The sequence below is a fragment of the Pseudomonas sp. Irchel s3f10 genome (assembly GCF_900187515.1).
GTDB lineage: Bacteria > Pseudomonadota > Gammaproteobacteria > Pseudomonadales > Pseudomonadaceae > Aquipseudomonas > Aquipseudomonas tensinigenes.
The window spans coordinates 382,231-403,680 of sequence record NZ_FYDZ01000002.1 but is presented as its reverse complement, the minus strand read 5'-3'; the positions used below and the strand labels follow the sequence as shown (position 1 = coordinate 403,680).

Genomic DNA, 21,450 nt, shown 5'->3' with positions numbered 1-21,450 from the left:
TCTCCATTCAATTGTGGGAGCGAGCCTGCTCGCGAAAGCGGTATTTCAGTCACTGAGATGTCGACTGACACTCCGCCTTCGCGAGCAAGCTCACTCCCACCAGGTTTGCATCAGGTCTCGGGTTGGGCGACGACCTGATCGGCAGCATCTTCACTGCGATGCAGTGCAACTTGGCGGATCGACAAACGAATCTCCGCCGGCAACACGCGTTTGGCCGCACCTTCGGCGAGTTCGCCGAGCAGTTCGTGGTAACTCAGTTTGCCGGCCTCGTCGCGACGCAGCACGTCGAGGTCGAGCAGGGTCTGGATAAAGTGGCGGAACAGGCTCTTGTCGAAGAACTCCGGCGCATTCAGGCCGTGGAGAATCGACAGGCGCTGGGCCATGACGGTGCAGAGGTCTTCCAGCTCTTCGGCGCTGATGCTGTTCTGGCCGCTGTTGAGCAGCAAGGACACGGTCATGTAGAAGCGCTGCAGGGTCTGGGCGATGCTCTTCGACAGCAGCGTCAGCAATACGAAATGCCGCGAACTCGGTGCCGGACGCAGATAAACGTCTTTCTCGAAACGCAGCAGGCCTTGCTCGACGAATGCTTCGAGCCACTGATCGACCACACCGTCCAGTTCGTCCAGCGTCCAGCGAATGAACAGTTCCGATTGCAGGTACGGATACAGCGCGCGGGTGTAGCGCAGGATCTGTTCGCGGCTCATGCGCGAGGCGCTCTGGAAGAAGCTCGCCAGCAGTGCCGGCAGGGCGAAGATGTGCAGCACGTTGTTGCGGTAGTAGGTCATCAGGACGGCATTCTGCTCATCCAGATAGAGAATCTTGCCCAGCGCATCGTTCTGTTCGGCGAGCAGGTCCATGTCCTTCACGTGCTCGATCAGCGCGCGGCCATCGCCTTCCGGCAAGGTGGTGTGCGGCGAGTACGGGACTTTGCGCAGCAGCGCCAGGTATAGATCCAGCACTCGCGCCATGGCGCGATCATCCAGCGCCAGACGCGTAGTCGACAGCAGCGCCAGCGCCACCAGGTTGACCGGGTTGATCGCCGCCGCTTCGTTCAGATGCTGCGCGACTTTCTCGCCGAGGCGATTGGTGGTTTCGTTGAGCCACGCCGGTTTGTACTGCGGGCCGAGTTCCTGCTGGCGCCAGTCTGGTTGCTCGGCATCGAGGAATTCCGCCAGTTTGATCGGCTCGCCGAAATTCACCGCGACCTGACCGAAGCGCTGCTTGAGTGCGCCGATGACTTTGAAAATGTCGAAGATCGACTCTTTCTTCTTGCTCGCGCCGCGCAGTTCGCCGAGGTAGGTGCGACCCTCAAGCACGCGCTCGTAACCGATGTACACCGGCACAAACACGATCGGCATGCGCGACGAACGCAGGAAGCTGCGCAGGGTGATGGCGAGCATGCCGGTTTTCGGCTGCAGCATGCGTCCGGTGCGTGAGCGGCCGCCCTCGACGAAGTACTCGACCGGGAAGCCTTTGGTGAACAGGGTGTGCAGGTATTCGTTGAACACCGAGGTGTACAGCGGATTGCCCTTGAACGTGCGGCGCATGAAGAACGCGCCGCCACGCCGCAGCAGGCTGCCGATCACCGGCATGTTCAGGTTGATCCCGGCGGCAATGTGCGGCGGGGTCAGGCCGTTGCGGAACAGCAAATACGACAGCAGCAGGTAGTCGATGTGGCTGCGGTGGCACGGCACGTAGATCACTTCGTGACCCTGCGCGACTTTCTGCACGCCTTCGATGTGGTTGACCTTGATGCCGTCGTAGATCTTGTTCCAGAACCAGCTCAGCACCACTTCAAGGAAGCGGATCGCGGTGTAGGTGTAGTCCGACGCGATTTCGTTGCCGTAGCGCAAGGCCTGAGCCTTGGCTTTCTCCGGGGAGATGTTTTCGCGCTCGGCTTCGTCGAGGATCGCTTGCTTGACCAGTGGCTGGTTGAGCAGACCTTTGACCAGGTTGCGACGGTGGGAAATGTCCGGGCCGATGACCGCTGCTTTCAGATTGCGGAAGTGCACGCGCAGGATCCGCTGGGCCATGCGCACGGTGCGTTCGTGGCCCTTGTTGTGTTCGATCAGCTCGCGCAAGTGAATCGGCGCGGAGAACTGCACGCGGGTTTTACGCCCGAGAACAATGATGCTCAGCAAGCGACGCAAACGCCCGGTAACGGCCCAGCTGTCGGCGAACAACAGTTTCCACGGACTGTTTTCGCTGTCCGGTGATTGGCCCCAGAACACGCTGACCGGAATGATCTGCGCGTCTTCGGCAGCGTTCTGGGTGAGGGCGCTGACCAGTCGGGTCAGGGTCGGCGGTGCGCCGCGTTTGTCCTGGCGACCGAGCCAGTCGGGATCCGGCGTCAGGTAGAAAAACGCCGCCGGTTCGATCAGCGAACCCACCGATACCGGCAGCACCGGTCGCGGCAGGCCGGCCTTGGTGCACTCGGTGTCGAGCACGGCCAGATCGGTCAGCGAAGGGTTTTGCAGGACGTAGAACACCGGACGACTGCGGTCGAGGTTGAGGGTGAACGACGATTGGTTGATCGTCTCCGAGCGAACCCAGAGGTACAACAGTCGGCGCAGGGTGCCAAACACAAGACGGCGGAACGGGGAACGGGTCATACGGCTTCTGCATGAGTGGATAAAACCGAGCGTTTGCTCGGGCGGTCGATAGTGTGCCGTATTGGACGAAAATCGGCAAAAAAGCGGCGAAGTAATCTCCTGTTGAGAGTTTTCGCGCCTGTCATATACTCGGCGGTCTGTCGCCGGGGCCCTTTATGGACGTCGGACACAGGCTGACGTTCCTCTAAGGCTTTCCTGCGAAAAGCCTGTTCAATAATAAAAAAGGAGTATGAACAGATGGCAATACGTGAAACCGGCAACGTGAAGTGGTTCAACGACGCCAAGGGCTACGGCTTTATCCAGCGCGAAGACGGGGTGGACGTGTTCGTGCACTACCGTGCGATTCGCGGCGAAGGGCATCGGTCGCTGACTGAGGGCCAGCAGGTCGAATACGCGGTGATTACCGGCGAGAAGGGTTTGCAGGCTGAGGATGTTGTAGGCTTGTAAAAGCAGCTTCGAGCTGCAAGTCACAAGCTGCAAGCTACAAGCAGTTCAACTTGAGACTTGCAGCTTGCAGCTTGCAGCTGCTTTTATGCCGTTTTCCAGGTGATCTCTTCTTCACCGTCTGCGCTGATGCGAATCCAGCGATCTGCCGTCTCCTCACCTTCTTCTTCAACCCATGTCCCCGGTGCACAACGCACTTCGACGTTCAGCGCAGCAAACGCTGCACGGGCGCAGGCGATGTCGTCGTCCCATGGGGTCTGGTCGCTTTCCAGGTACAGGCTGTTCCATTTGCCCACGGCTTTCGGCAGCCAGGTGACTGGCACGTTGCCGGCCTTGCATTTGTAGGTCTGGCCTTTCTGTACCCAGTCGCTGCATGGGCCCAGCGCGGCGCCCAGCCAGGCCGAAATGGCCTTGTGGTCGACGTCGGCGTCTTTCAGGTAAATCTCGATGTCCGGTTGGCGCATGGATGTCCTCACTGCGGGTCTGAAAAATCCATTCGCGGATTTAGCCGGCCTCGGGCACTCGCCCGAGACCAAAAGTTATTGAAGAACGAAATAATCGTAGCGCATCGACACGGTGGTCTCGAACGGCTCGGCCTGTTCGATCACCGCCGCACGACGCTCGGCACTGGCGCGCCAGCCGTGGGGTGTCATCGCCAACAGGTTGGCGCGATCCTCGGGCTTGTCCAGCGTCAGCTTGAATTCCAGGGTTTCACTGTGCGCCAGCGCCATGCCTTCCGGCACCAGGGCCAGATGCTTGTCGTCGGTGTACTCGCGCACTTCGTCGTACAGGCGTTCGCGCAGTTCCATCAGATGGCCGCTGGTCGGGCCGACTTTCATCAGGCCGCCGCCGACACTGAGCAAGCGCTTGGCCTCTTCCCAGTCCAAAGGACTGAAAACACTGGCGAGAAACTGGCAACTGCCCGACGCCAACGGCACACGCGCCATACTGGCGATCAACCAGCTAATCGCCGGGTTGCGCTTGCAGGCGCGTTTGACCGCCTCGCGGGAGATGTCCAGCGCGTAGCCATCAGCGTTCGGCAAGGCCTCGGCAATTTGCGCGGTGTAGTAACCCTCGCCACAACCGATGTCGACCCAGCGATCCGGCGCATAACTCGCCGCCAGTTCAGCCAGACGCTTGGCCACCGGCGCGTAATGCCCGGCGTTCAGGAAGTCACGGCGTGCTTCGACCATGGCCTGGTTGTCGCCAGGATCGCGGCTGTTTTTGTGCTGCACCGGTAGCAGGTTCAGGTAACCCTGGCGCGCGCGGTCGAAGCGGTGGCCTGCCGGGCAGACCACGCCGTTATCCACCGCATTCAGCGGTTCACTGCAGATGGGGCAAGCAAGCATCAGGCGAGCAACTTGATCAGGGTTTGGTAGTAGATCTCGGTCAGTACGTCGAGATCCGCCGCCAGCACGCGTTCGTTGACCTGGTGAATGGTCGCGTTGACTGGGCCCAGTTCAACCACTTGCGTGCCCATGGTCGCGATAAAGCGGCCATCGGAAGTACCGCCGCTGGTCGACGCCTTGGTCTCGCGACCGGTAATGTCCTTGATGCTCGCCGACACCGCGTCAAGCAGTGCGCCCGGTTCGGTGAGGAACGGCAGGCCGGACAGCGCCCAATCGATGTGCCAGTCCAGGTCGTGCTTGTCGAGAATGTCAGCCACGCGTTTCTGCAGGCCTTCAACGGTCGATTCGGTAGAGAAGCGGAAGTTGAACACCGCCACCAGATCGCCCGGAATCACGTTGGTCGCGCCGGTGCCGGAGTTGACGTTGGAGATCTGGAAACTGGTCGGCGGGAAGAAATCGTTGCCATGATCCCAGTGCTCGGCGGCCAGTTCGGCCAGCGCTGGAGCAGCGAGGTGGATCGGGTTCTTCGCCAGATGTGGGTAAGCGACGTGGCCCTGAATGCCTTTGACGGTGAGCTTGGCGCCCAGCGAGCCACGACGGCCGTTTTTCACAACGTCGCCAACCAGTGTGGTGCTCGACGGTTCGCCGACGATGCACCAGTCCAGACGCTCATTACGCGCGGCCAGACGCTCGACCACAGCCTTGGTGCCGTGGTGCGCCGGGCCTTCTTCGTCGCTGGTGATCAGGAACGCGACCTTGCCGTTGTGGTTCGGGTAGTCGGCGACGAAACGCTCAGCGGCGACGGTCATCGACGCCAGACTGCCTTTCATGTCCGCCGCGCCACGGCCGCAGAGCATGCCGTGTTCGTCGATCAGTGCGTTGAACGGGTCGATCTGCCACGCGGTTACCGGACCGGTTGGCACCACGTCGGTGTGACCGGCGAAGCACAGCACCGGGCCGTCGTTGTTGCCGTGGGTCGCCCAGAAGTTATCCACATCTTCGATACGCATCGGCTCGAGAGTGAAACCGGCATCGCCCAGGCGCTGCATCATCTGCTTCTGGCAATCGGCGTCGACCGGCGTCACAGACGGACGGCGGATCAGGTCGATGGCGAGTTGGAGGGTCGGCGAAAGGTCGGCGTGGGCCGTCATGGAAAACTCCGAAGATCATGAATGTGGGCGCGGACTAACTGTAGGAGTGAGCCTGCTCGCGATAGCGGTGTGTCAGTCAACGTAACTATTGATTGTTACACCGCTATCGCGAGCAGGCTCACTCCTACAGGAATTGGATTCGGCCAATGAGCCGAACGCCGCCAAGCCCCGCAAAATGGCGGTTATCTTAAAGCAAAACGGCGACCATTGGCCGCCGTTTAGTGCATCGATGAGGATTTAGACGACCGGCGCCGGCTCAGGCGCAGTGGCCGGTTTCGGCAACGACGACAGGAACGCCATGATCAGCGCCGCGAGATACGGCAGCGACTGCACCAGCAACATCACCACCCAGAAACGCATGTCGTTACTCGGCATGCCGTTGACCAGGAAGATTCCCAGCGCCGCGCCCCACAACAGCAGCATGATGAACAGCTCTTCCCGCGCCTCGGAAATCGCCACCCAGAAACCATGGTTGTCGGCATTTTTCGGCGTGCGGAAGAACGGAATGCTGCTGGTGAAGAAGCCGTACAGCACCGCTTTGGCGATGGTGTGCGACAACGCCAGCCCGGCCAGTGCCGCGCAGAATGCATCCTTCAGGTTCACGCCGACGGCGCGACGATACAGGAAGATGATCTTGCCGACTTTGAACACAAACAGTGCCAACGGCGGAATCGCGAAAATCAGCAGCGGCGGATCGACCCGCTGCGGCACGATGATCATCGCCGCCGACCACAACAGCGCACCGACGGTGAAGAAGATGTTCATGCCGTCCGCAACCCACGGCAACCAGCCCGCGAGGAAGTGGTAGCGCTGGCCGCGTGTAAGTTCGGTGTCTTTGCCGCGCAACAGGCTGCCGGTGTGGCGTTTGATGATCTGGATCGCGCCGTAAGCCCAGCGGAAACGCTGTTTCTTGAAGTCGATGAAGGTGTCCGGCATGAGGCCCTTGCCGTAGCTGTCGTGGTAATACGCCGCCGACAGGCCTTTCTCGAATACGCGCAGACCGAGTTCGGCGTCTTCACAGATGCACCAGTCAGCCCAACCCAATTCTTCCAGAACCGAGCGACGGGTCATGGTCATGGTGCCATGCTGAATGATCGCGTCACGGTCGTTACGGGTGACCATACCGATGTGGAAGAAGCCTTTGTATTCGGCGTAGCAGAGCTTCTTGAAAGTGCTTTCGTTCTGGTCGCGATAATCCTGCGGCGATTGCACCACAGCGATTTTCGGGTCGGCGAAGTGCGGCACCATGTGCTTGAGCCAGTTCGGGTGCACGCAGTAATCGGAGTCGATCACGGCGATCACTTCGGCGTCCTTGGCGGTGTGCGGAATCAGGTAGTTCAGCGCGCCGCCCTTGAAACCAGCCAGCGGCGAGACGTGGAAGAACTTGAAGCGCGGGCCGAGGGTTGCGCAGTAGTCGCGCACCGGTTCCCACACCGCCGGGTCCTTGGTGTTGTTGTCGATGATCAGAACTTCGTAGTCCGGATAATCGAGCGCTGCCAGTGCGTCGAGGGTCTGTTTGACCATGTCCGGCGGCTCGTTGTAGCAAGGCACGTGGATCGAGACTTTCGGGCGATAGCTGGAGTCGCCCTCGACCGGCAGGAATTCGCGCCGCCGCTTGTGAATCCACACCGCTTCGGCCAGTTCATGGGCCTCGGTGAGCAAAACGATGAACACCCCGAGCGCACCGAGCGCCAAGAGGAAGCCGACCGTCAGACTGAACCATGTGCTGTATTGCAGGCTGTAGTCGTAGCCGATCCACACCAGCACCGAGCCGCAAAGGAAGGCGATAAAGGTCAGGAAGATACGCCCACGCTGACGCAGGGCCGAGCCGTCGATCATCAGCAAGGTCAGCGACAACAGTGCCAGCACCACCGAACCGACTGCCAGCACACGCCATTGCGGAATCGCGACCACCGGGCCTTCGAAGTTGAATTTCTGCTGGCGCGCGGCGTTGAACACGCCCCAATAGGCGCCGACCGAACCTTCGTCGCTGGCTTTCCATGGCTGGTCAAAGGCTTCGATCACGAAGTAGTTGAAACCCTGGCGGTTGAGTTTGTTGACCAGAGTGCGCAGGTAGATCGCCTGGTCTGCCGGCGATGCATCGGCGCCACCGCGCATGCGGCCGTTGCTCGGCCAGCCGACTTCGGAGAGCAGCAATGGTTTTTTCGGGAACAGCTTTTTCAGGTCGCGGGCGCGATCGAAAACGAACTGCCCGGCCTTGTCGACCGGAATGAATTCCCAGTACGGCAGAACGTGCGCGGCGATCAGGTCAACGTGCTTGGCCAGCTCCGGGTGTTCTTCCCAGACGTGCCATTGCTCGGACGTGGTCACCGGCACTTTCACCGCCGCGCGCACGCGATCGAGCAGTACGCTCAGCTCTTGGGCGGTGATTTCCTTACGGAAGATCGCTTCGTTACCGACCACCACGCGCACCACGCTGCGTGAAGTGTTGGCCAGTTCGATGGCACGGGTGATTTCCCGTTCGTTGCGTTCCTGATCCGGGCTGATCCAGATCCCCAGCGTCACGCGCAGGCCGAATTCTTCGGCCAGTTTGGGGATGTCTTGCAACGAGCCGTCGACCGAGTAGATACGGATGTTATCCGTCAGCTTGCTCATGATCTCCAGGTCGCGGCGCATCTCGTCGTCAGTCGGGTACTGATCTTTCTGCGGATATTGTCCCTGCTGGAACGGCGAATAGGAGAAACCGGAGATCTGCTCCGGCCAGTTCGGCGCGGAAACCGGGCGATTGATCAGCGCCCAGAAACCGGTGAACAGGGCGGCGATTGCCAGAACCACCACCAGGTTGAGTCCAAATTTACGCGATGACATAGCTATTTCGGGTTCCAAAGGCTGTGGAACGGAGGATCGGTCGGCTAGACGCCCGAGGGGCGCGCATCCTACACCGGCAGTTCGCAAGTCGTACATCAGACAGGGAAATGCCCGACATTGGGCAGCCGACTTTGACTTAAGTTCTTACACTTGTAGCTGATGTTTAGAACTTGTCGCTGTGTAGCCCTATAATGCGCGCCGGTTTTTGGGGTAATGGTCATGAGTACAGAAGATCCGCGGTTTGCAGGCATCGCCCGTTTGTATGGCATTGAAGGCCTGGAGCGCCTGCGCGCGGCCCATGTGGCGATCGTCGGCGTCGGTGGCGTCGGTTCCTGGGCGGCGGAAGCCATGGCCCGCTGTGGCGTCGGCGAGATTTCGCTGTTCGACCTCGATGACGTCTGCGTCAGCAACGCCAACCGCCAGTTGCACGCGCTGGACAGCACCGTCGGCAAACCCAAGGTCGAAGTGATGGCCGAGCGTCTGCGCGGGATCAACCCGGATTGCACCGTGCATGCCGTGGCGGATTTCGTCACCCGCGACACCATGGCCGAATACATCACGCCGAACATCGATTGCGTGATCGACTGCATCGACGCGGTCAACGCCAAGGCTGCGCTGATCGCCTGGTGCAAACGCCGCAAGATTCAGATCATCACCACGGGTGGCGCGGGCGGGCAGATTGATCCGACGTTGATTCAGGTGTGCGATCTCAACCGCACGTTCAACGACCCGCTGGCCTCGAAAGTGCGTTCGACGTTGCGTCGTGATTATGGTTTTTCGCGCACCGTGACTCGTCATTACAGCGTGCCGTGCGTGTTTTCCACGGAGCAACTGCGTTACCCGAAACCGGATGGCAGCATCTGTTTGCAGAAGAGTTTTGTTGGTGACGGGGTGAAGCTGGATTGCGCAGGCGGGTTTGGCGCGGTGATGATGGTCACGGCGACGTTCGGCATGGTCGCGGCGACCAAGGCTGTGGACAAGATTGTCGCCGGTGTTCGGCGCCCGGCGGATCGCATTAAGCCTGAGGTTTGAGCGGTGAGGCTGAGGGCCTCTTCGCGAGCAGGCTCGCTCCCACATTGAAATGCATTCCCCTGTGGGAGCGAGCCTGCTCGCGAAAGCGATTAACCAGCCAACTCATTCATTCGCTGGAGCACGGCATTGAGGCCATTGCTGCGCGATGGCGATAGCTGACGCGAAAGGCCGAGCTGATTAAACCAATCCGGCAAATCGATTTGCTTTAAATCAGCCACCGACAAGCCGTTAACCCGCAACAGCAACAACGCCACCAACCCACGAATCATCCGCGCATCGCTGCTGGCGCTGAATTGCCAGTGACCGTGGTGCAGCTCGCCAACCAGCCACACCTGACTCTCACAGCCATGCACCCGGTTAGCGTCGCACTTGTCCGCATCGCTGAGCGCCGGCAGACGATCACCAAACTGCATCAACAACCGTGCGCGCTGTTCCCAGCCCGCTGCATTCTGAAAAGTCTGCAGCGCTTCAGCTGCCTCGACCGGCAAGCTCATCGCAACAACTCCAGCGCCTGATCCAGCGCTTCAAAGAACCGCTCCAGATCCTCGGAATCGTTGTACAGCGCCAGTGACACCCGAATCGCCCCGGCCAGTTCGAAGCTTTTCAGCAACGGCATCGCGCAATGGTGCCCGGCGCGCACGGCGATACCTTGCTCGGTCAGCAAATGCGCCAGATCAGCGTTATGCACACCCTCGACGACAAAACTGGCCAGCGCCAATTGCGGCTTGCCGAGCAGACGAATGCCATTACGCGCCGCGAGGCCACGCAGTAAATAGTCATGCAACGCGGCTTCATGAGCAGAGACCGCGTCCTGATCCAGACCCGCCAGATAATCCAGCGTCGCGCCAAGGCCGATGACACTGGCAATCGGCGGCGTACCCGCCTCGAAACCCAGCGGAGCAGGGCGGAAACGCGAGTCGTGATAGTTGGCTTCCAGCACCATTTCGCCACCGAACTGCCAAGGCTTCAGCTGTTCAAGCGCAGCGTCGCGTCCGAACAGTACGCCGAGGCCATCGGGGCCATAGAGCTTGTGGCTGGAAAACACATAGAAGTCGCAACCCAGCGCCTGCACGTCATGCCGACCATGCACCACGCCTTGGGCGCCGTCGACCACGGTCAGCGCGTTCTGCGCCTTGGCCATGCCGAGTAATGCCGGCAATGGCTGCCAGGCGCCGAGCACGTTGGATAACTGACTGACTGCCAGCAAACGCGTGCGCGGACCAATCAGATGCACGGCGGCCGCAAGGTCGATCAAACCGTCGGCGTCCAGCGGCAAAATCACCAGTTTCAGGTTGCGCCGTTGTGCCAGTTGCTGCCATGGCAGCAGGTTGGCGTGATGCTCCAGGGCGCTGATGACAATTTCATCGCCCGGTTGGAATAGATGTTCCAGGCCATAAGCCAGGAGATTCAGCGCACTGGTGGCGCCGTGGCTAAAGATGATCTGCCCGCTGTCACCGGCATTCAGCCACTGGGCAACCTTCAGCCGACTGTCCTCGAACGCCTGCGTGGCATGGGCGCCGGGCAGGTGTTGCGCGCGATGCACATTGGCCGCGCCGTTGGCGTAGTAATGCGTCAGTGCGTCGAGCAGGGCTTGGGGTTTTTGCGTGGTGGCGGCGTTGTCCAGATAGGTCTGGTCTTGCCGTTGCAGAGCGGCGATGGCCGGAAAATCGGCACGCCAGGGGGAGGGAATCATCACAGTTTTTAGCCCTGGTGAAGAGGGGCGGGATGTACGCCAAATCCTGTAGGAGTGAGCCTGCTCGCGATGGCGTCCGTGAGGGCGCTAAAAGCATCGCGAGCAGGCTCACTCCTACAATGGATTATCCAAGCACTTAGTTGTGAGCGTGCAGCGCTTCGTTCAGTTCGATCGCCGATTTGTGGGTTTTGCATTCCACAGCACCGGTTTCCGAATTGCGACGGAACAGCAGGTCAGTCTGACCGGCCAGCTCGCGCGCTTTCACAACCTTGACCAGGTTGTTGTTTTCGTCGAGCAGCGCCACCTTGGTGCCGGCGGTCACGTACAGGCCCGACTCAACGGTGTTGCGGTCGCCCAACGGGATACCGATACCGGCGTTGGCGCCGATCAGGCAGCCTTCGCCGACTTTGATGACGATGTTGCCGCCGCCCGACAGAGTGCCCATGGTCGAGCAGCCGCCGCCCAAGTCGGAACCCTTGCCGACGAATACGCCAGCGGAAACGCGGCCTTCGATCATGCCCGGGCCTTCGGTGCCGGCGTTGAAGTTGATGAAACCTTCGTGCATCACGGTGGTGCCTTCACCGACGTAAGCGCCCAGACGCAGACGGGCGGCGTCAGCGATACGCACGCCAGCCGGAACCACGTAGTCGGTCATTTTCGGGAACTTGTCCACCGAGAACACTTCCAGCAGCTCGCCACGCAGGCGCGCTTCCAGTTGCATTTCCGCCAGTTCGCTCTGATCGATGGCTCCCTGGCTGGTCCACGCTACGTTCGGCAGCAGCGGGAAGATACCGGCCAGGCTCACGCCGTGTGGCTTGACCAGACGGTGCGACAGCAAGTGCAGCTTGAGGTAGGCCTCAGGCGTCGAGGTCAGCTGTGCGTCTTCAGCCAGCAGGGTGGCGACCAGCGGCTTGTGGCTTTCAGCCAGACGGGTCAGCAGCTTGCCTTGTACGGCATCGATGCCTTTCACGGCTTCGGCCAGTTGCGCAGCCTGGGCGGTGGTGAAAGTGATGGCCTGGTTGCCTTCGGTGTAACCGAGGATCGGCGCAACGGCAGCGACCAGTTCGGCCGAAGGGTTGAGCAGTGGCTGTGCGTAGAACACTTCCAGCCAGGCGCCTTGACGGTTCTGAGTGCCGACACCAAAGGCGATGCTGAACAGGGAATTGGACATGTAAATACACCTCTACAAAGAGTGACGGGCTGCTTACTTCAGAGCGGCCGCGTAGATATCTGGCTTGAAGCCAATCAGGGTTCGGTCACCGAGATCGAGCACCGGGCGCTTGATCATCGAGGGTTGAGCGAGCATCAGTTCGATGGCTTTCGACTGGTCGAGATCGGCTTTGCGTTCGTCGTCGAGTTTGCGAAAGGTCGTGCCTGCGCGGTTCAACACCGTTTGCCAGCCATGTTCGTCACACCATTGGGTCAGGTGTTCACGGTCGATGCCGGCGCTTTTGTAATCGTGAAAATCGTAGCTGACAGCGTGTTCATCGAGCCAGGTGCGCGCCTTTTTCATGGTGTCGCAGGCTTTGATGCCGAAAAGGTGCAACGTTTTACTTGAAACGGTCAAGGAATTGCCCCCTTTACAGGTGCTGGAGAAAAATGGTGTCGGATTATGCCATGACCCTTCGGTGAATACGCAAAACCCTGTAGGAGCTGTCGAGTGAAACGAGGCTGCGATCTTTTGATTGTGTCTTTAAAGATCAAAAGATCGCAGCGTGCCGCAGCTCCTACACATTGGTGTGCGGACATCAATCGGGGCAGCTGCGACATAGGTGCAACGGTCAGATTCATCCTAAGCAGCTAATATGGCAGTTCAACGCTGTCGATTGTCTGAGATTTCCGCTTTATGCAAACCGCTTACACCGTCCTGATCCTGCTGATGCTGGTCAGCGTCTCGCGGCTGGTCGGACGGGTCATCCCGTTGCCACTGCCGCTGGTACAAATCGCCGCCGGCGCATTGCTCGCCTGGCCGACGCTGGGTTTGCACGTGGCGCTCGATCCCGAGTTGTTCCTGTTTCTATTCTTGCCGCCATTGCTGTTCTCCGATGGCTGGCGCATGCCCAAGCGCGAGTTCTGGCATTTGCGGGGGCCGATCCTGACGCTGGCGGTGGGGCTAGTGTTGTTCACCGTGGTCGGCGCCGGTTACTTCATTCATTGGTTGTTGCCATCAATTCCGTTACCGGTGGCTTTCGCCCTGGCGGCAGTGCTGTCGCCGACGGACGCCGTGGCGGTGTCGGCCATTTCGCAAAACCGTTTGCCGACCCCGCTGATGCATATATTGCAGGGCGAGGCCCTGATGAACGATGCCTCCGGTCTGGTGACCTTCAAGTTCGCCCTGGTGGCGGCTATCACAGGGGTGTTCTCACTGACCAACGCCAGCCTCACCTTTGTCGTGGTGGCGCTCGGTGGGTTGGCGGTCGGCGTGGCATTGAGCTGGCTGGTCGGGCGCTTGCGGGCGTGGATGATCGCCCGTGGCTGGGATGATCCCGCGACGCACGTTGTGTTCATGTTACTGCTGCCGTTCGCTGCTTATGTCCTTGCCGAGCGTCTCGGCGTCTCGGGCATTCTCTCAGCCGTGGCGGCAGGGATGATGCAGAGCTGGCTCGATCTGTTGCCTCGTCAGACCAGCACCCGCTTGCTCAATCGCAGTGTCTGGTCGCTGCTGGAGTTCGCCTTCAACGGTTTGATCTTCCTGCTGCTGGGCCTGCAATTGCCGGACATCATCAAAGCTGTGGTCAGCCATGAACCGACATTGTGGCCGACGCTGTTCTATCGCTGTCTGGATGTTGTGGCAATTTTTCTGGCGCTGGTATTGCTGCGGTTTATCTGGGTGCAGAGCATCTGGCGCTTGTCGGTGCTGCTGCGCCGCTTGCGCGGCAAGGGCGAGTTGACGCAGGTACCGACCGCGCGCTCCTGCTGGCTGCTGACCGTCGGCGGGGTGCGTGGAGCGGTGACGCTGGCCGGTGTGATGTCGGTGCCGATGTTGATGGGGGCCGATGCTTTTCCCGAGCGTGATCTGCTGATTTTCATTGCCGCCGGGGTGATCCTGTTGTCGCTGGTGTCGGCTTGCATCGCCTTGCCGCTGTTGTTGCGCGGAATTGAAAAGAGCCCGGATGACAAACGCCGCCAGGAAGTGCGCGACGCTTGGCGCAAGACCGCCGAAGCGGCGATTCATGCCCTGGAGACCGAGGAGGTCGCCCCGCAGGACGCCGCTCAAGCCGCTCTCTCGGCGGAACTCAAGGCGCGGATCATGTCCGAGTATCGCCATCAACTGGAAGTTTTCAACGATTCGGCAGAAGCCCAGGCGCTAGCGTTCCAGATGGATCTGCTGGAACGCCGTTTGCGTTTGAAGGCGCTGCGGGCACAACGCCTTGAACTTTATAGCTTGAGTCGCCAACACGAGATTGGTGATGACGTCCTGCGAGAAGTGTTGGCAGATCTTGATTTAAGCGAAGCAAACCTGGGGCAGGTCAAATAAACATGCACTGGCGGATAAAGTCATTCGCTTGCTTGCGGTGGATAGGGGTAGGCTTTTGCCATGAAGGCTTTGTCGTGTTCACTGAGTTCCAGATTAGGAAAGATCTGGAAGTCACCTTCAGTCCAGGTCTGCTGGATGACGTAGTGCATGATCGATTTACGGTCATACGTTGAATAAAGACTTTCGCTCGGATCGGCACGGTCAAGGTACAACTGGTTCAGTTTATTGCGTGTTACTCCGGCCTGATAGTCATCTTCCTCGGGGTTGTCGGTGATTCCATGACTCTCATACAGGGCTGTTCTATTCCAGGGGATGTTGGCTGTCGGATTGGTTTGTTCGTGTTCTGCGCCGAGCATATGGCCAAACTCATGCATGACGTTCGCTGCGAAATAACGTGCATGATTACTCGAGTGTGGCCAGAGCCGCATGGTGGGTTCATCGGTGTCGAGCAATGCATCGGTGCCAATCTGCGACCAGAACGTGCCATTTTCGCTGAGTATGCGAATATCACCTTCTGCCCCCTCGACGAAGTTGAACTTCAAATTGATGTGCGCCAGCCAGTTACTGGCGGCGGAACGGACGGCTTGCTTGAATTCAGGCGTGCCATTAAGGAAGGCGATACGCAACGTCTGGCCAGGAGTCCACAGTTTGGAGGGATTGTTTCGGGCCCACATTATTGTTGTACTCCGCATCCGGTTTGAATGGTTGCGAGCATTATGCTGAAGCCGATATTAGTGGTCGGGTTCATGATTGAACTTCCTTGTTTTGATGTTTGATATTAGTTAACAGTTAAATCTGCGCAGCGTGATACGCAGCTCAATAGTAAGCTGTTAGATGGACTAAGGCGGGATACAAGTTTATTGAGTTGTGTCTTTGCAGGGGGAAGTTACCGTGCCAGTTTTGCTGGCACGGTAAAGTTGCTTAGCGTTGGCGAGTCATGAACGCGCGAATCCGTTCCGCGGCTTCCACGCATTCAGCCAGCGGCGCCACGAGTGCCATGCGTACACGGCCGGCCCCTGGGTTGATGCCGTCGACATCGCGCGAAAGATAGGATCCCGGCACCACGGTCACGTGCTCTTCGGCGAACAAATCACGGCAGAACGCCGCATCATCGCCGTTCACATTCGGCCACAAATAGAAACTGCCATCCGGACGCTGAACATCCATCACCGGGCTGAGGATCTCCAGCACCGCATCGAACTTTTCGCGGTACAGCGCGCGATTGGCGCGCACATGCACTTCGTCATTCCACGCGGCCACGCTGGCCAGTTGCGTTTGCACGGGCATTGCGCAGCCATGGTAGGTGCGATACAGCAGGAAACCTTTGAGGATATCGGCGTCGCCCGCCACAAAACCGGAGCGCAGGCCCGGCAGATTGGAGCGCTTGGACAGGCTGTGAAACACCACGCAGCGCTTGAAATCCTTGCGGCCCAGTTCGACGCAGGCAGTGAGCAGGCCTGGCGGTGGCGTCTGTTCGTCGAAGTACAGTTCGCTATAGCACTCGTCGGCGGCGATCACGAAGTCGTGTTCGTCGGCCAGGGCGATCAGCTTTTTCAGGGTGTCGACCGGAATAAGTGCGCCGGTCGGGTTACCCGGCGAGCAGAGGAACAGGATCTGGCAGCGTTTCCAGATGTCTGGCGAAACGTCATCGAAATCCGGGTTGAAGCCGTTTTCGTCAAGGCACGGCAGGTAATGCGGCTTGGCCCCGGCGAGGAACGCAGCGCCCTCGTAGATCTGGTAGAACGGGTTCGGGCTGACTACCAGCGCGTCGTCGCCACGGTTGACCACGGTCTGGGTGAACGCGAACAACGCTTCACGCGTGCCATTGACCGGCAACACGTTGCGCGCCGGATCGATCCAGCCGCCTGGCACGCCGAAACGACGCTCGCACCAGCCGGCGATGGCTTCACGCAGCGCCGGGATGCCGAGGGTGGTCGGGTACACCGCCATCTGATCCAGACTGTTGGCCAGCGTTTCGGCGACAAAGCTTGGCGAGCGATGCTTCGGCTCGCCAATCGACAGCGCGATCGGACGTTTATCCGGGTTCGGGGTCACGGTGCCGAGCAGGGCGCGGAGCTTTTCGAACGGGTAGGGCTGGAGCTGGTTCAGAGCGTTGTTCATTGGGGCTGGGTCTCTCGCAAAGCCATTTGAATCCGGGGCGCCATCAAATACTGATGCGCGACAATTTGATATCAGGTTCCTGATTGACGCTCAGTTGCTCAACGATCGCATCCTGCAAACGGCTGCACAGCAACGGGTCGGACAACGGTTGATTGTGGGCGTCGGTGATGAAGAACACGTCTTCCACGCGCTCGCCCAGGGTCGCAATCTTGGCGTTCTGCAGCGACAGGTCGAACTCGAGGAAAATCCCGCCGATCCGCGCCAACAGGCCCGGGCGATCGGGCGCGGTCAATTCCAGCACGGTCACCGGTCGCTGAGCATCGTTGTGAATTGTCACCTGCGGCGCAAAGGCGAAGTGCTTGAGCTGGCGCGGCACGCGGCGTTGAATGATCGTCGGGTAATCGTCGGGATTGCGCAGGGCTTCGGTCAAGCCTTCGCGGATCTGCTTGACCCGTGCCGGATTGTCGCCGATCGATTCGCCCTCGTTGTCGAGCACGATGTAGGTGTCGAGGGTGAACTGGCTACTGGACGTGATGACACGGGCGTCGTGAATGTTCAGGTTGAGCTGATCCATCGCCGCCACGGTCACGGCGAAGAAGTCGTGCTGATCCGGTGCATAAATGAAAATCTGCGTACCGCCCTCGAACTCGCGCTGGGTGGTTTCCTTGATCAGCACCAGCGGCCCGCCATTGACGGGCTGCTGAAGAATGGCGTCGCTGTGCCAGGCGACATCGCCGGCGGTGTGGCGCAGGAAATAGTCATCACCCAGTTGCGCCCACAATTGCTCGACATCGTCCGGGTCAGTGCCGCCACGTACCAGAATGTCCAGTGCAGCGCTTTGGGTCTGGCGGATCTGTTCTTCGCGATCCACAGGGTTTTCCAGGCCACGGCGCAAGGCGCGTTTGGTCTCGGTGTAGAGCTGGCGCAACAGGCTGGCGCGCCAGGAGTTCCACAACGTCGGGTTGGTCGCGTTGATGTCGGCCACGGTCAGCACATAGAGATAGTCGAGGCGGGTTTCATCGCCAACCGCCTGAGCGAAATCGTGGATCACCTGCGGATCGGACAAGTCCTTGCGCTGGGCGGTGGTCGACATCACCAAGTGGTTTTGCACCAGCCATACAATCAGCCGGCTGTCCCACACCGGCAATTGATGGCGCTGGCAGAACGCTTCGGCATCGACCGCGCCGATCTCCGAGTGATCGCCATGCCGGCCTTTACCGATGTCGTGATAAAGGCCCGCCATATAGATCAGCTCGGGCTTGGGCAGTTTTGCCATGAGCTTGGCCGCCAGCGGAAACTTCTCCGAGACCTGGGTGTACTGCAACTTGCGCAGGTGTTTGATCAGGTTCAGCGTGTGCGCATCGACCGTATAGATGTGGAACAGGTCGTGCTGCATTTGCCCGACGATAAAACCGAACTCCGGCAAATAACGGCCGAGGATGCCGTAGCGGTTCATCCGCCGCAGATTGCGATGGATGCCGATCTTGCACTTGAACAGTTCGATGAACAGGCTGGTGTTACGGATATCATTGCGGAAGTTGTCGTCGATCAGGTGACGATGCTCGCGCAGCAAGCGGATGGTGTCGGCGCGCACGCCTTTGATTTCCGGTTGCTGCGCCATCAGCACGAAAATTTCCAGCATGGCGAACGGTGTGCGGCGGAACACGTTGTCGTTACGTGCCTCGATGTAGCCGTCATGCAACTGGAAGCGCGAGTTGATCGGTTGCGGCGGCGCTTCGTCTTCCGGCGCGAGGATGACTTCTTCGAAGTGCTGGATGATCAGGTCGCTGAGCTGGGCAATGCTCATCACCACGCGGAAATACTGTTGCATGAAGTTTTCGACGGCCTGCTTGGCGTCGTCACCTTCAAATCCCAGCAGGCCGGCGATGGTGCGTTGATGATCGAACAGCAAGCGGTCTTCTGAGCGACCGGCGAGCATGTGCAGGGCGTAGCGCACTTTCCAGAGAAATTCCTGAGAGGAGGCGAGCAGGGCGTTTTCGCTCTCGACCAGGAAGCCTTCGCCGGCGAGGGCGCGCAGGTTCAGGGTGCCGTACTGACGCCGGGCCACCCACAGAATCGTCTGGATATCCCGCAGGCCCCCGGGCGAACCTTTGACGTTGGGTTCCAGGTTGTATTCGGTGTCGTTGTACTTGTGGTGGCGGGCCTTTTGCTCGGCACGTTTGGCCAGGAAAAACTCCTTGGCTGGCCACATGTGGGCGGTGCTGGTGACGTCAAGCATGCGCTGGCGCAGACGCTCGGGACCGCAGATGGTGCGGCTTTCCATCAGGTTGGTGACAACAGTGAGATCAGCGCGGGCTTCTTCGGCGCATTCATCGACCGAGCGCACGCTCTGGCCGACTTCCAGGCCGATGTCCCACAACAGCGTCAGAAAACGCTCGATGGAATCGCGGAAAACTTCGTGATCGGCGCTGTCCAGCAGGATCAGCAAGTCGATGTCGGAATAGGGGTGCAGCTCGCCACGGCCATAGCCGCCGACCGCGACCAGCGCGATATCGGCGTCTTCGCTCCAGTTGAACTGCTCCCAAGCCTTTTGCAGGATGTTGTCGACGAACCAGGCGCGGTCTTCGATCAGGCGGCGGATGTCACGGCCACTGCGAAAACGCGCATCAAGGACGTCGCGAGCCTGGCGGATCGCCTTCTTGAACGCCGCGATAGGGCTCGCTTTCAGGGCCAGTTCAGCCTGGAACTGGCCGCGGTCGAAGAGTTCGGGATCCACCTGCGGCATCGATTGGCTTTCCTTCTATACAAGGCTGGGAGCGTTATGTGAATCAGGCCGAGATGCGTGGGATGGTGTCATCGGCGCGCAGGGTGAAGATCTCGTAGCCGGTGTCGGTGACCAGCAAAGTATGTTCCCACTGGGCCGAGAGCTTGCGGTCCTTGGTGATTGCGGTCCAGCCATCGCCCAATACCTTGGTGTCGGCCTTGCCCTGGTTGATCATCGGTTCGATGGTAAAGGTCATGCCGGCCTTCAGTTCCATGCCGGTGCAGGCGCGGCCGTAGTGCAGGATCTGCGGTTCTTCGTGGAAGACCTTGCCGATGCCGTGACCACAGAACTCGCGAACCACCGAGAAACCGTTCTTCTCGGCGTGCTTCTGGATCACTTCGCCGATGTCGCCGAGGCGGCAGCCGGGTTTGACGATCTCGATCGCCTTGTACATGCATTCCTGAGTGATCTGCGACAGGCGCTCGGCCCAGACCGGCACTTCGCCGACATGGAACATGCGGCTGGTGTCGCCGTGGTAGCCGTCTTTGATGACGGTGACGTCGATGTTCAGGGTGTCGCCGTTTTTCAGCGGCTTGTCATTCGGGATGCCATGGCAGACCACGTGGTTGATCGAGGTGCAGATCGACTTCGGGTAGCCCTTGTAGTTGAGCGGGGCAGGGATGGCTTGCTGCACATTGACGATGTAATCGTGGCAGATCTGGTTCAGCTCATCGGTGGTGACGCCCGGTTTGACATGTTCGGCAATCATTTCCAGCACATCGGCGGCCAGTTTGCCGGCGACGCGCATGCCAGCGATGTCCTCGGGGGTTTTGAGGTTGACGGTCATACAGGCTCTCTCTGCGCTCGGCGGCGCTTGCTGATACAAATAGGGTGGCAGGTGTTCGATCGGCGACCCTGAAAAACGCGATTCTAACAGACGCACGGCGCAATTCAGCGCCCGCGTGCATCGCTTCTCTCTATACAATGGTGCGTTCGGGGCCGATTCCAAGGGGACTGCGCCCATGTCCTTGGTGCGAATACAGATTCCGGGTTCCGTTTCTGCGCACCCTGTGGTATAAAATGCGCCGCTTTCCGGGGATACCCCGAAAAGCTTAAATCCACACACGTGTCGACACGATGACCTGGGTGCTTTTGGCTTTATGCCACTGGTTGGTCATTGGGATACGTGGAGGCCAAACCCGACTTATTAAGGAACTATCATGTCCCAAGTCAATATGCGCGATATGCTGAAGGCCGGTGTGCACTTCGGTCACCAAACCCGTTACTGGAATCCGAAAATGGGTAAGTACATTTTCGGCGCGCGTAACAAGATTCACATCATCAACCTTGAAAAAACCCTGCCAATGTTCAACGAAGCTCTGACTTTCGTAGAGCGTCTGGCCCAGGGCAAAAACAAGATTCTGTTCGTCGGCACCAAGCGTTCCGCTGGCAAGATCGTTGCTGAAGAAGCAGCACGTTGCGGTTCGCCGTACGTCGATCACCGCTGGTTGGGCGGCATGCTGACCAACTTCAAAACCATTCGTGCTTCCATCAAGCGTCTGCGTGACCTTGAAGTTCAAGCCGAAGACGGTACTTTCGCCAAGCTGACCAAGAAAGAAGCGCTGATGCGCTCCCGTGATCTTGAGAAGCTGGATCGTTCGCTGGGCGGCATCAAGGACATGGGCGGTCTGCCAGACGCACTGTTCGTGATCGACGTTGACCACGAGCGCATCGCGATCACCGAAGCCAACAAGCTGGGCATCCCGGTAATCGGCGTTGTCGACACCAACAGCAGCCCGGAAGGCGTTGACTACATCATCCCAGGCAACGATGACGCCATTCGCGCTATCCAGCTGTACATGGGTTCGATGGCTGACGCAGTGATCCGTGGTCGCAACAATGTTGCTGGCGGCACTGTAGAATTCGCAGCTGAAGAAACTCAGGCTGCAGCTGAGTAATTAACGCCCTGGCGTTGACTCAGTAAGCAAAAAGGGGGCTTGGCCCCCTTTTTGCCAC

Annotated in this window: 17 protein-coding genes; 4 read left to right on the top strand and 13 right to left on the bottom strand. The window is 59.5% G+C overall.

Features of this window, described 5'->3' with window-relative positions:
• Positions 1-110 precede the first annotated feature (110 nt).
• Positions 111-2,612, bottom strand: coding sequence for a glycerol-3-phosphate 1-O-acyltransferase PlsB (gene plsB / locus CKW17_RS07030; protein ID WP_095119305.1), 2,502 nt, complete (start codon positions 2,610-2,612; stop codon positions 111-113).
• 237 nt (positions 2,613-2,849) lie between these two features.
• Between plsB and CKW17_RS07025 the strand changes: the two genes are divergently transcribed.
• Positions 2,850-3,059 (top strand): cold-shock protein, encoded by a 210-nt coding sequence (locus CKW17_RS07025; RefSeq protein ID WP_095119304.1) that lies wholly within the window; start codon positions 2,850-2,852, stop codon positions 3,057-3,059.
• Between the two features lie 83 nt (positions 3,060-3,142).
• Here the strand turns inward: CKW17_RS07025 and CKW17_RS07020 are convergent, their stop codons facing one another.
• The 4 genes from CKW17_RS07020 to CKW17_RS07005 all read right to left on the bottom strand — a co-directional run bounded on the left by CKW17_RS07020 (position 3,143) and on the right by CKW17_RS07005 (position 8,385).
• Positions 3,143-3,520, bottom strand: a complete 378-nt coding sequence (locus CKW17_RS07020; RefSeq protein WP_064364265.1) for a hypothetical protein — start codon at positions 3,518-3,520, stop codon at positions 3,143-3,145.
• A gap of 75 nt (positions 3,521-3,595) precedes the next feature.
• The gene (locus CKW17_RS07015) at positions 3,596-4,405 is read right to left on the bottom strand and encodes a putative RNA methyltransferase (protein ID WP_095119303.1); all 810 of its coding nucleotides are present in this window, start codon (positions 4,403-4,405) and stop codon (positions 3,596-3,598) included.
• The gene (gene dapE / locus CKW17_RS07010; RefSeq protein WP_095119302.1) at positions 4,405-5,556 is read right to left on the bottom strand and encodes a succinyl-diaminopimelate desuccinylase; all 1,152 of its coding nucleotides are present in this window, start codon (positions 5,554-5,556) and stop codon (positions 4,405-4,407) included. Before dapE ends, CKW17_RS07015 begins: the two co-directional genes overlap by 1 nt.
• A 237-nt stretch (positions 5,557-5,793) precedes the next feature.
• Entirely contained in the window at positions 5,794-8,385 is a 2,592-nt protein-coding gene (locus tag CKW17_RS07005; protein WP_095119301.1) for a glycosyltransferase, read from the bottom strand.
• 213 nt (positions 8,386-8,598) lie between these two features.
• On the opposite strand from CKW17_RS07005, the gene tcdA reads away from it, so the two are divergent.
• Complete coding sequence (gene tcdA / locus CKW17_RS07000; protein ID WP_095119300.1) at positions 8,599-9,417, top strand: tRNA cyclic N6-threonylcarbamoyladenosine(37) synthase TcdA; 819 nt, start codon at positions 8,599-8,601, stop codon at positions 9,415-9,417.
• A gap of 89 nt (positions 9,418-9,506) precedes the next feature.
• Here the strand turns inward: tcdA and CKW17_RS06995 are convergent, their stop codons facing one another.
• From CKW17_RS06995 to CKW17_RS06980, 4 genes are all read right to left on the bottom strand, one after another.
• Positions 9,507-9,911: a SufE family protein gene (locus tag CKW17_RS06995; RefSeq protein WP_095119299.1), complete on the bottom strand. Its 405-nt coding sequence runs from the start codon at positions 9,909-9,911 to the stop codon at positions 9,507-9,509.
• Positions 9,908-11,113 (bottom strand): aminotransferase class V-fold PLP-dependent enzyme, encoded by a 1,206-nt coding sequence (locus tag CKW17_RS06990; RefSeq protein ID WP_095119298.1) that lies wholly within the window; start codon positions 11,111-11,113, stop codon positions 9,908-9,910. The genes CKW17_RS06995 and CKW17_RS06990 overlap by 4 nt, the downstream gene beginning before the upstream one ends.
• 133 nt (positions 11,114-11,246) lie before the next feature.
• Positions 11,247-12,281 (bottom strand): 2,3,4,5-tetrahydropyridine-2,6-dicarboxylate N-succinyltransferase, encoded by a 1,035-nt coding sequence (dapD, locus tag CKW17_RS06985; protein WP_095119297.1) that lies wholly within the window; start codon positions 12,279-12,281, stop codon positions 11,247-11,249.
• Positions 12,282-12,314: 33 nt separating this feature from the next.
• Positions 12,315-12,677: an ArsC family reductase gene (locus tag CKW17_RS06980; RefSeq protein ID WP_016985102.1), complete on the bottom strand. Its 363-nt coding sequence runs from the start codon at positions 12,675-12,677 to the stop codon at positions 12,315-12,317.
• Between the two features lie 279 nt (positions 12,678-12,956).
• Between CKW17_RS06980 and CKW17_RS06975 the strand changes: the two genes are divergently transcribed.
• On the top strand, positions 12,957-14,588 hold the full coding sequence (locus CKW17_RS06975) for a Na+/H+ antiporter (protein WP_016985101.1): 1,632 nt from the start codon (positions 12,957-12,959) through the stop codon (positions 14,586-14,588).
• A 20-nt stretch (positions 14,589-14,608) separates the two neighbouring features.
• Here the strand turns inward: CKW17_RS06975 and CKW17_RS06970 are convergent, their stop codons facing one another.
• From CKW17_RS06970 to map, 4 genes are all read right to left on the bottom strand, one after another.
• Positions 14,609-15,262 carry a hypothetical protein gene (locus CKW17_RS06970; protein WP_095119296.1) on the bottom strand — a complete coding sequence of 218 codons (654 nt, stop codon included), beginning with the start codon at positions 15,260-15,262 and terminating at the stop codon, positions 14,609-14,611.
• Positions 15,263-15,509: 247 nt separating this feature from the next.
• Positions 15,510-16,709 carry a succinyldiaminopimelate transaminase gene (gene dapC, locus CKW17_RS06965; RefSeq protein WP_095119295.1) on the bottom strand — a complete coding sequence of 400 codons (1,200 nt, stop codon included), beginning with the start codon at positions 16,707-16,709 and terminating at the stop codon, positions 15,510-15,512.
• Positions 16,710-16,752: 43 nt separating this feature from the next.
• A complete protein-coding gene (locus tag CKW17_RS06960; protein ID WP_095119294.1) occupies positions 16,753-19,455 on the bottom strand; it encodes a [protein-PII] uridylyltransferase in 2,703 nt (900 codons plus the stop codon).
• A 43-nt stretch (positions 19,456-19,498) separates the two neighbouring features.
• On the bottom strand, positions 19,499-20,281 hold the full coding sequence (map, locus tag CKW17_RS06955) for a type I methionyl aminopeptidase (RefSeq protein WP_095119293.1): 783 nt from the start codon (positions 20,279-20,281) through the stop codon (positions 19,499-19,501).
• Positions 20,282-20,654: 373 nt separating this feature from the next.
• Between map and rpsB the strand changes: the two genes are divergently transcribed.
• Positions 20,655-21,392, top strand: coding sequence for a 30S ribosomal protein S2 (gene rpsB / locus CKW17_RS06950; protein ID WP_003222119.1), 738 nt, complete (start codon positions 20,655-20,657; stop codon positions 21,390-21,392).
• Positions 21,393-21,450 lie beyond the last annotated feature (58 nt).

Bases quoted from the DNA above. Each gene is read 5' to 3' on its own strand.
- plsB (WP_095119305.1), bottom strand. From the start codon at position 2,612: ATGACCCGTTCCCCGTTCCGCCGTCTTGTGTTTGGCACCCTGCGCCGA.
- CKW17_RS07025 (WP_095119304.1), top strand. From the start codon at position 2,850: ATGGCAATACGTGAAACCGGCAACGTGAAGTGGTTCAACGACGCCAAG.
- CKW17_RS07020 (WP_064364265.1), bottom strand. From the start codon at position 3,520: ATGCGCCAACCGGACATCGAGATTTACCTGAAAGACGCCGACGTCGAC.
- CKW17_RS07015 (WP_095119303.1), bottom strand. From the start codon at position 4,405: ATGCTTGCTTGCCCCATCTGCAGTGAACCGCTGAATGCGGTGGATAAC.
- dapE (WP_095119302.1), bottom strand. From the start codon at position 5,556: ATGACGGCCCACGCCGACCTTTCGCCGACCCTCCAACTCGCCATCGAC.
- CKW17_RS07005 (WP_095119301.1), bottom strand. From the start codon at position 8,385: ATGTCATCGCGTAAATTTGGACTCAACCTGGTGGTGGTTCTGGCAATC.
- tcdA (WP_095119300.1), top strand. From the start codon at position 8,599: ATGGTCATGAGTACAGAAGATCCGCGGTTTGCAGGCATCGCCCGTTTG.
- CKW17_RS06995 (WP_095119299.1), bottom strand. From the start codon at position 9,911: ATGAGCTTGCCGGTCGAGGCAGCTGAAGCGCTGCAGACTTTTCAGAAT.
- dapD (WP_095119297.1), bottom strand. From the start codon at position 12,281: ATGTCCAATTCCCTGTTCAGCATCGCCTTTGGTGTCGGCACTCAGAAC.
- CKW17_RS06975 (WP_016985101.1), top strand. From the start codon at position 12,957: ATGCAAACCGCTTACACCGTCCTGATCCTGCTGATGCTGGTCAGCGTC.
- CKW17_RS06970 (WP_095119296.1), bottom strand. From the start codon at position 15,262: ATGTGGGCCCGAAACAATCCCTCCAAACTGTGGACTCCTGGCCAGACG.
- dapC (WP_095119295.1), bottom strand. From the start codon at position 16,709: ATGAACAACGCTCTGAACCAGCTCCAGCCCTACCCGTTCGAAAAGCTC.
- CKW17_RS06960 (WP_095119294.1), bottom strand. From the start codon at position 19,455: ATGCCGCAGGTGGATCCCGAACTCTTCGACCGCGGCCAGTTCCAGGCT.
- map (WP_095119293.1), bottom strand. From the start codon at position 20,281: ATGACCGTCAACCTCAAAACCCCCGAGGACATCGCTGGCATGCGCGTC.
- rpsB (WP_003222119.1), top strand. From the start codon at position 20,655: ATGTCCCAAGTCAATATGCGCGATATGCTGAAGGCCGGTGTGCACTTC.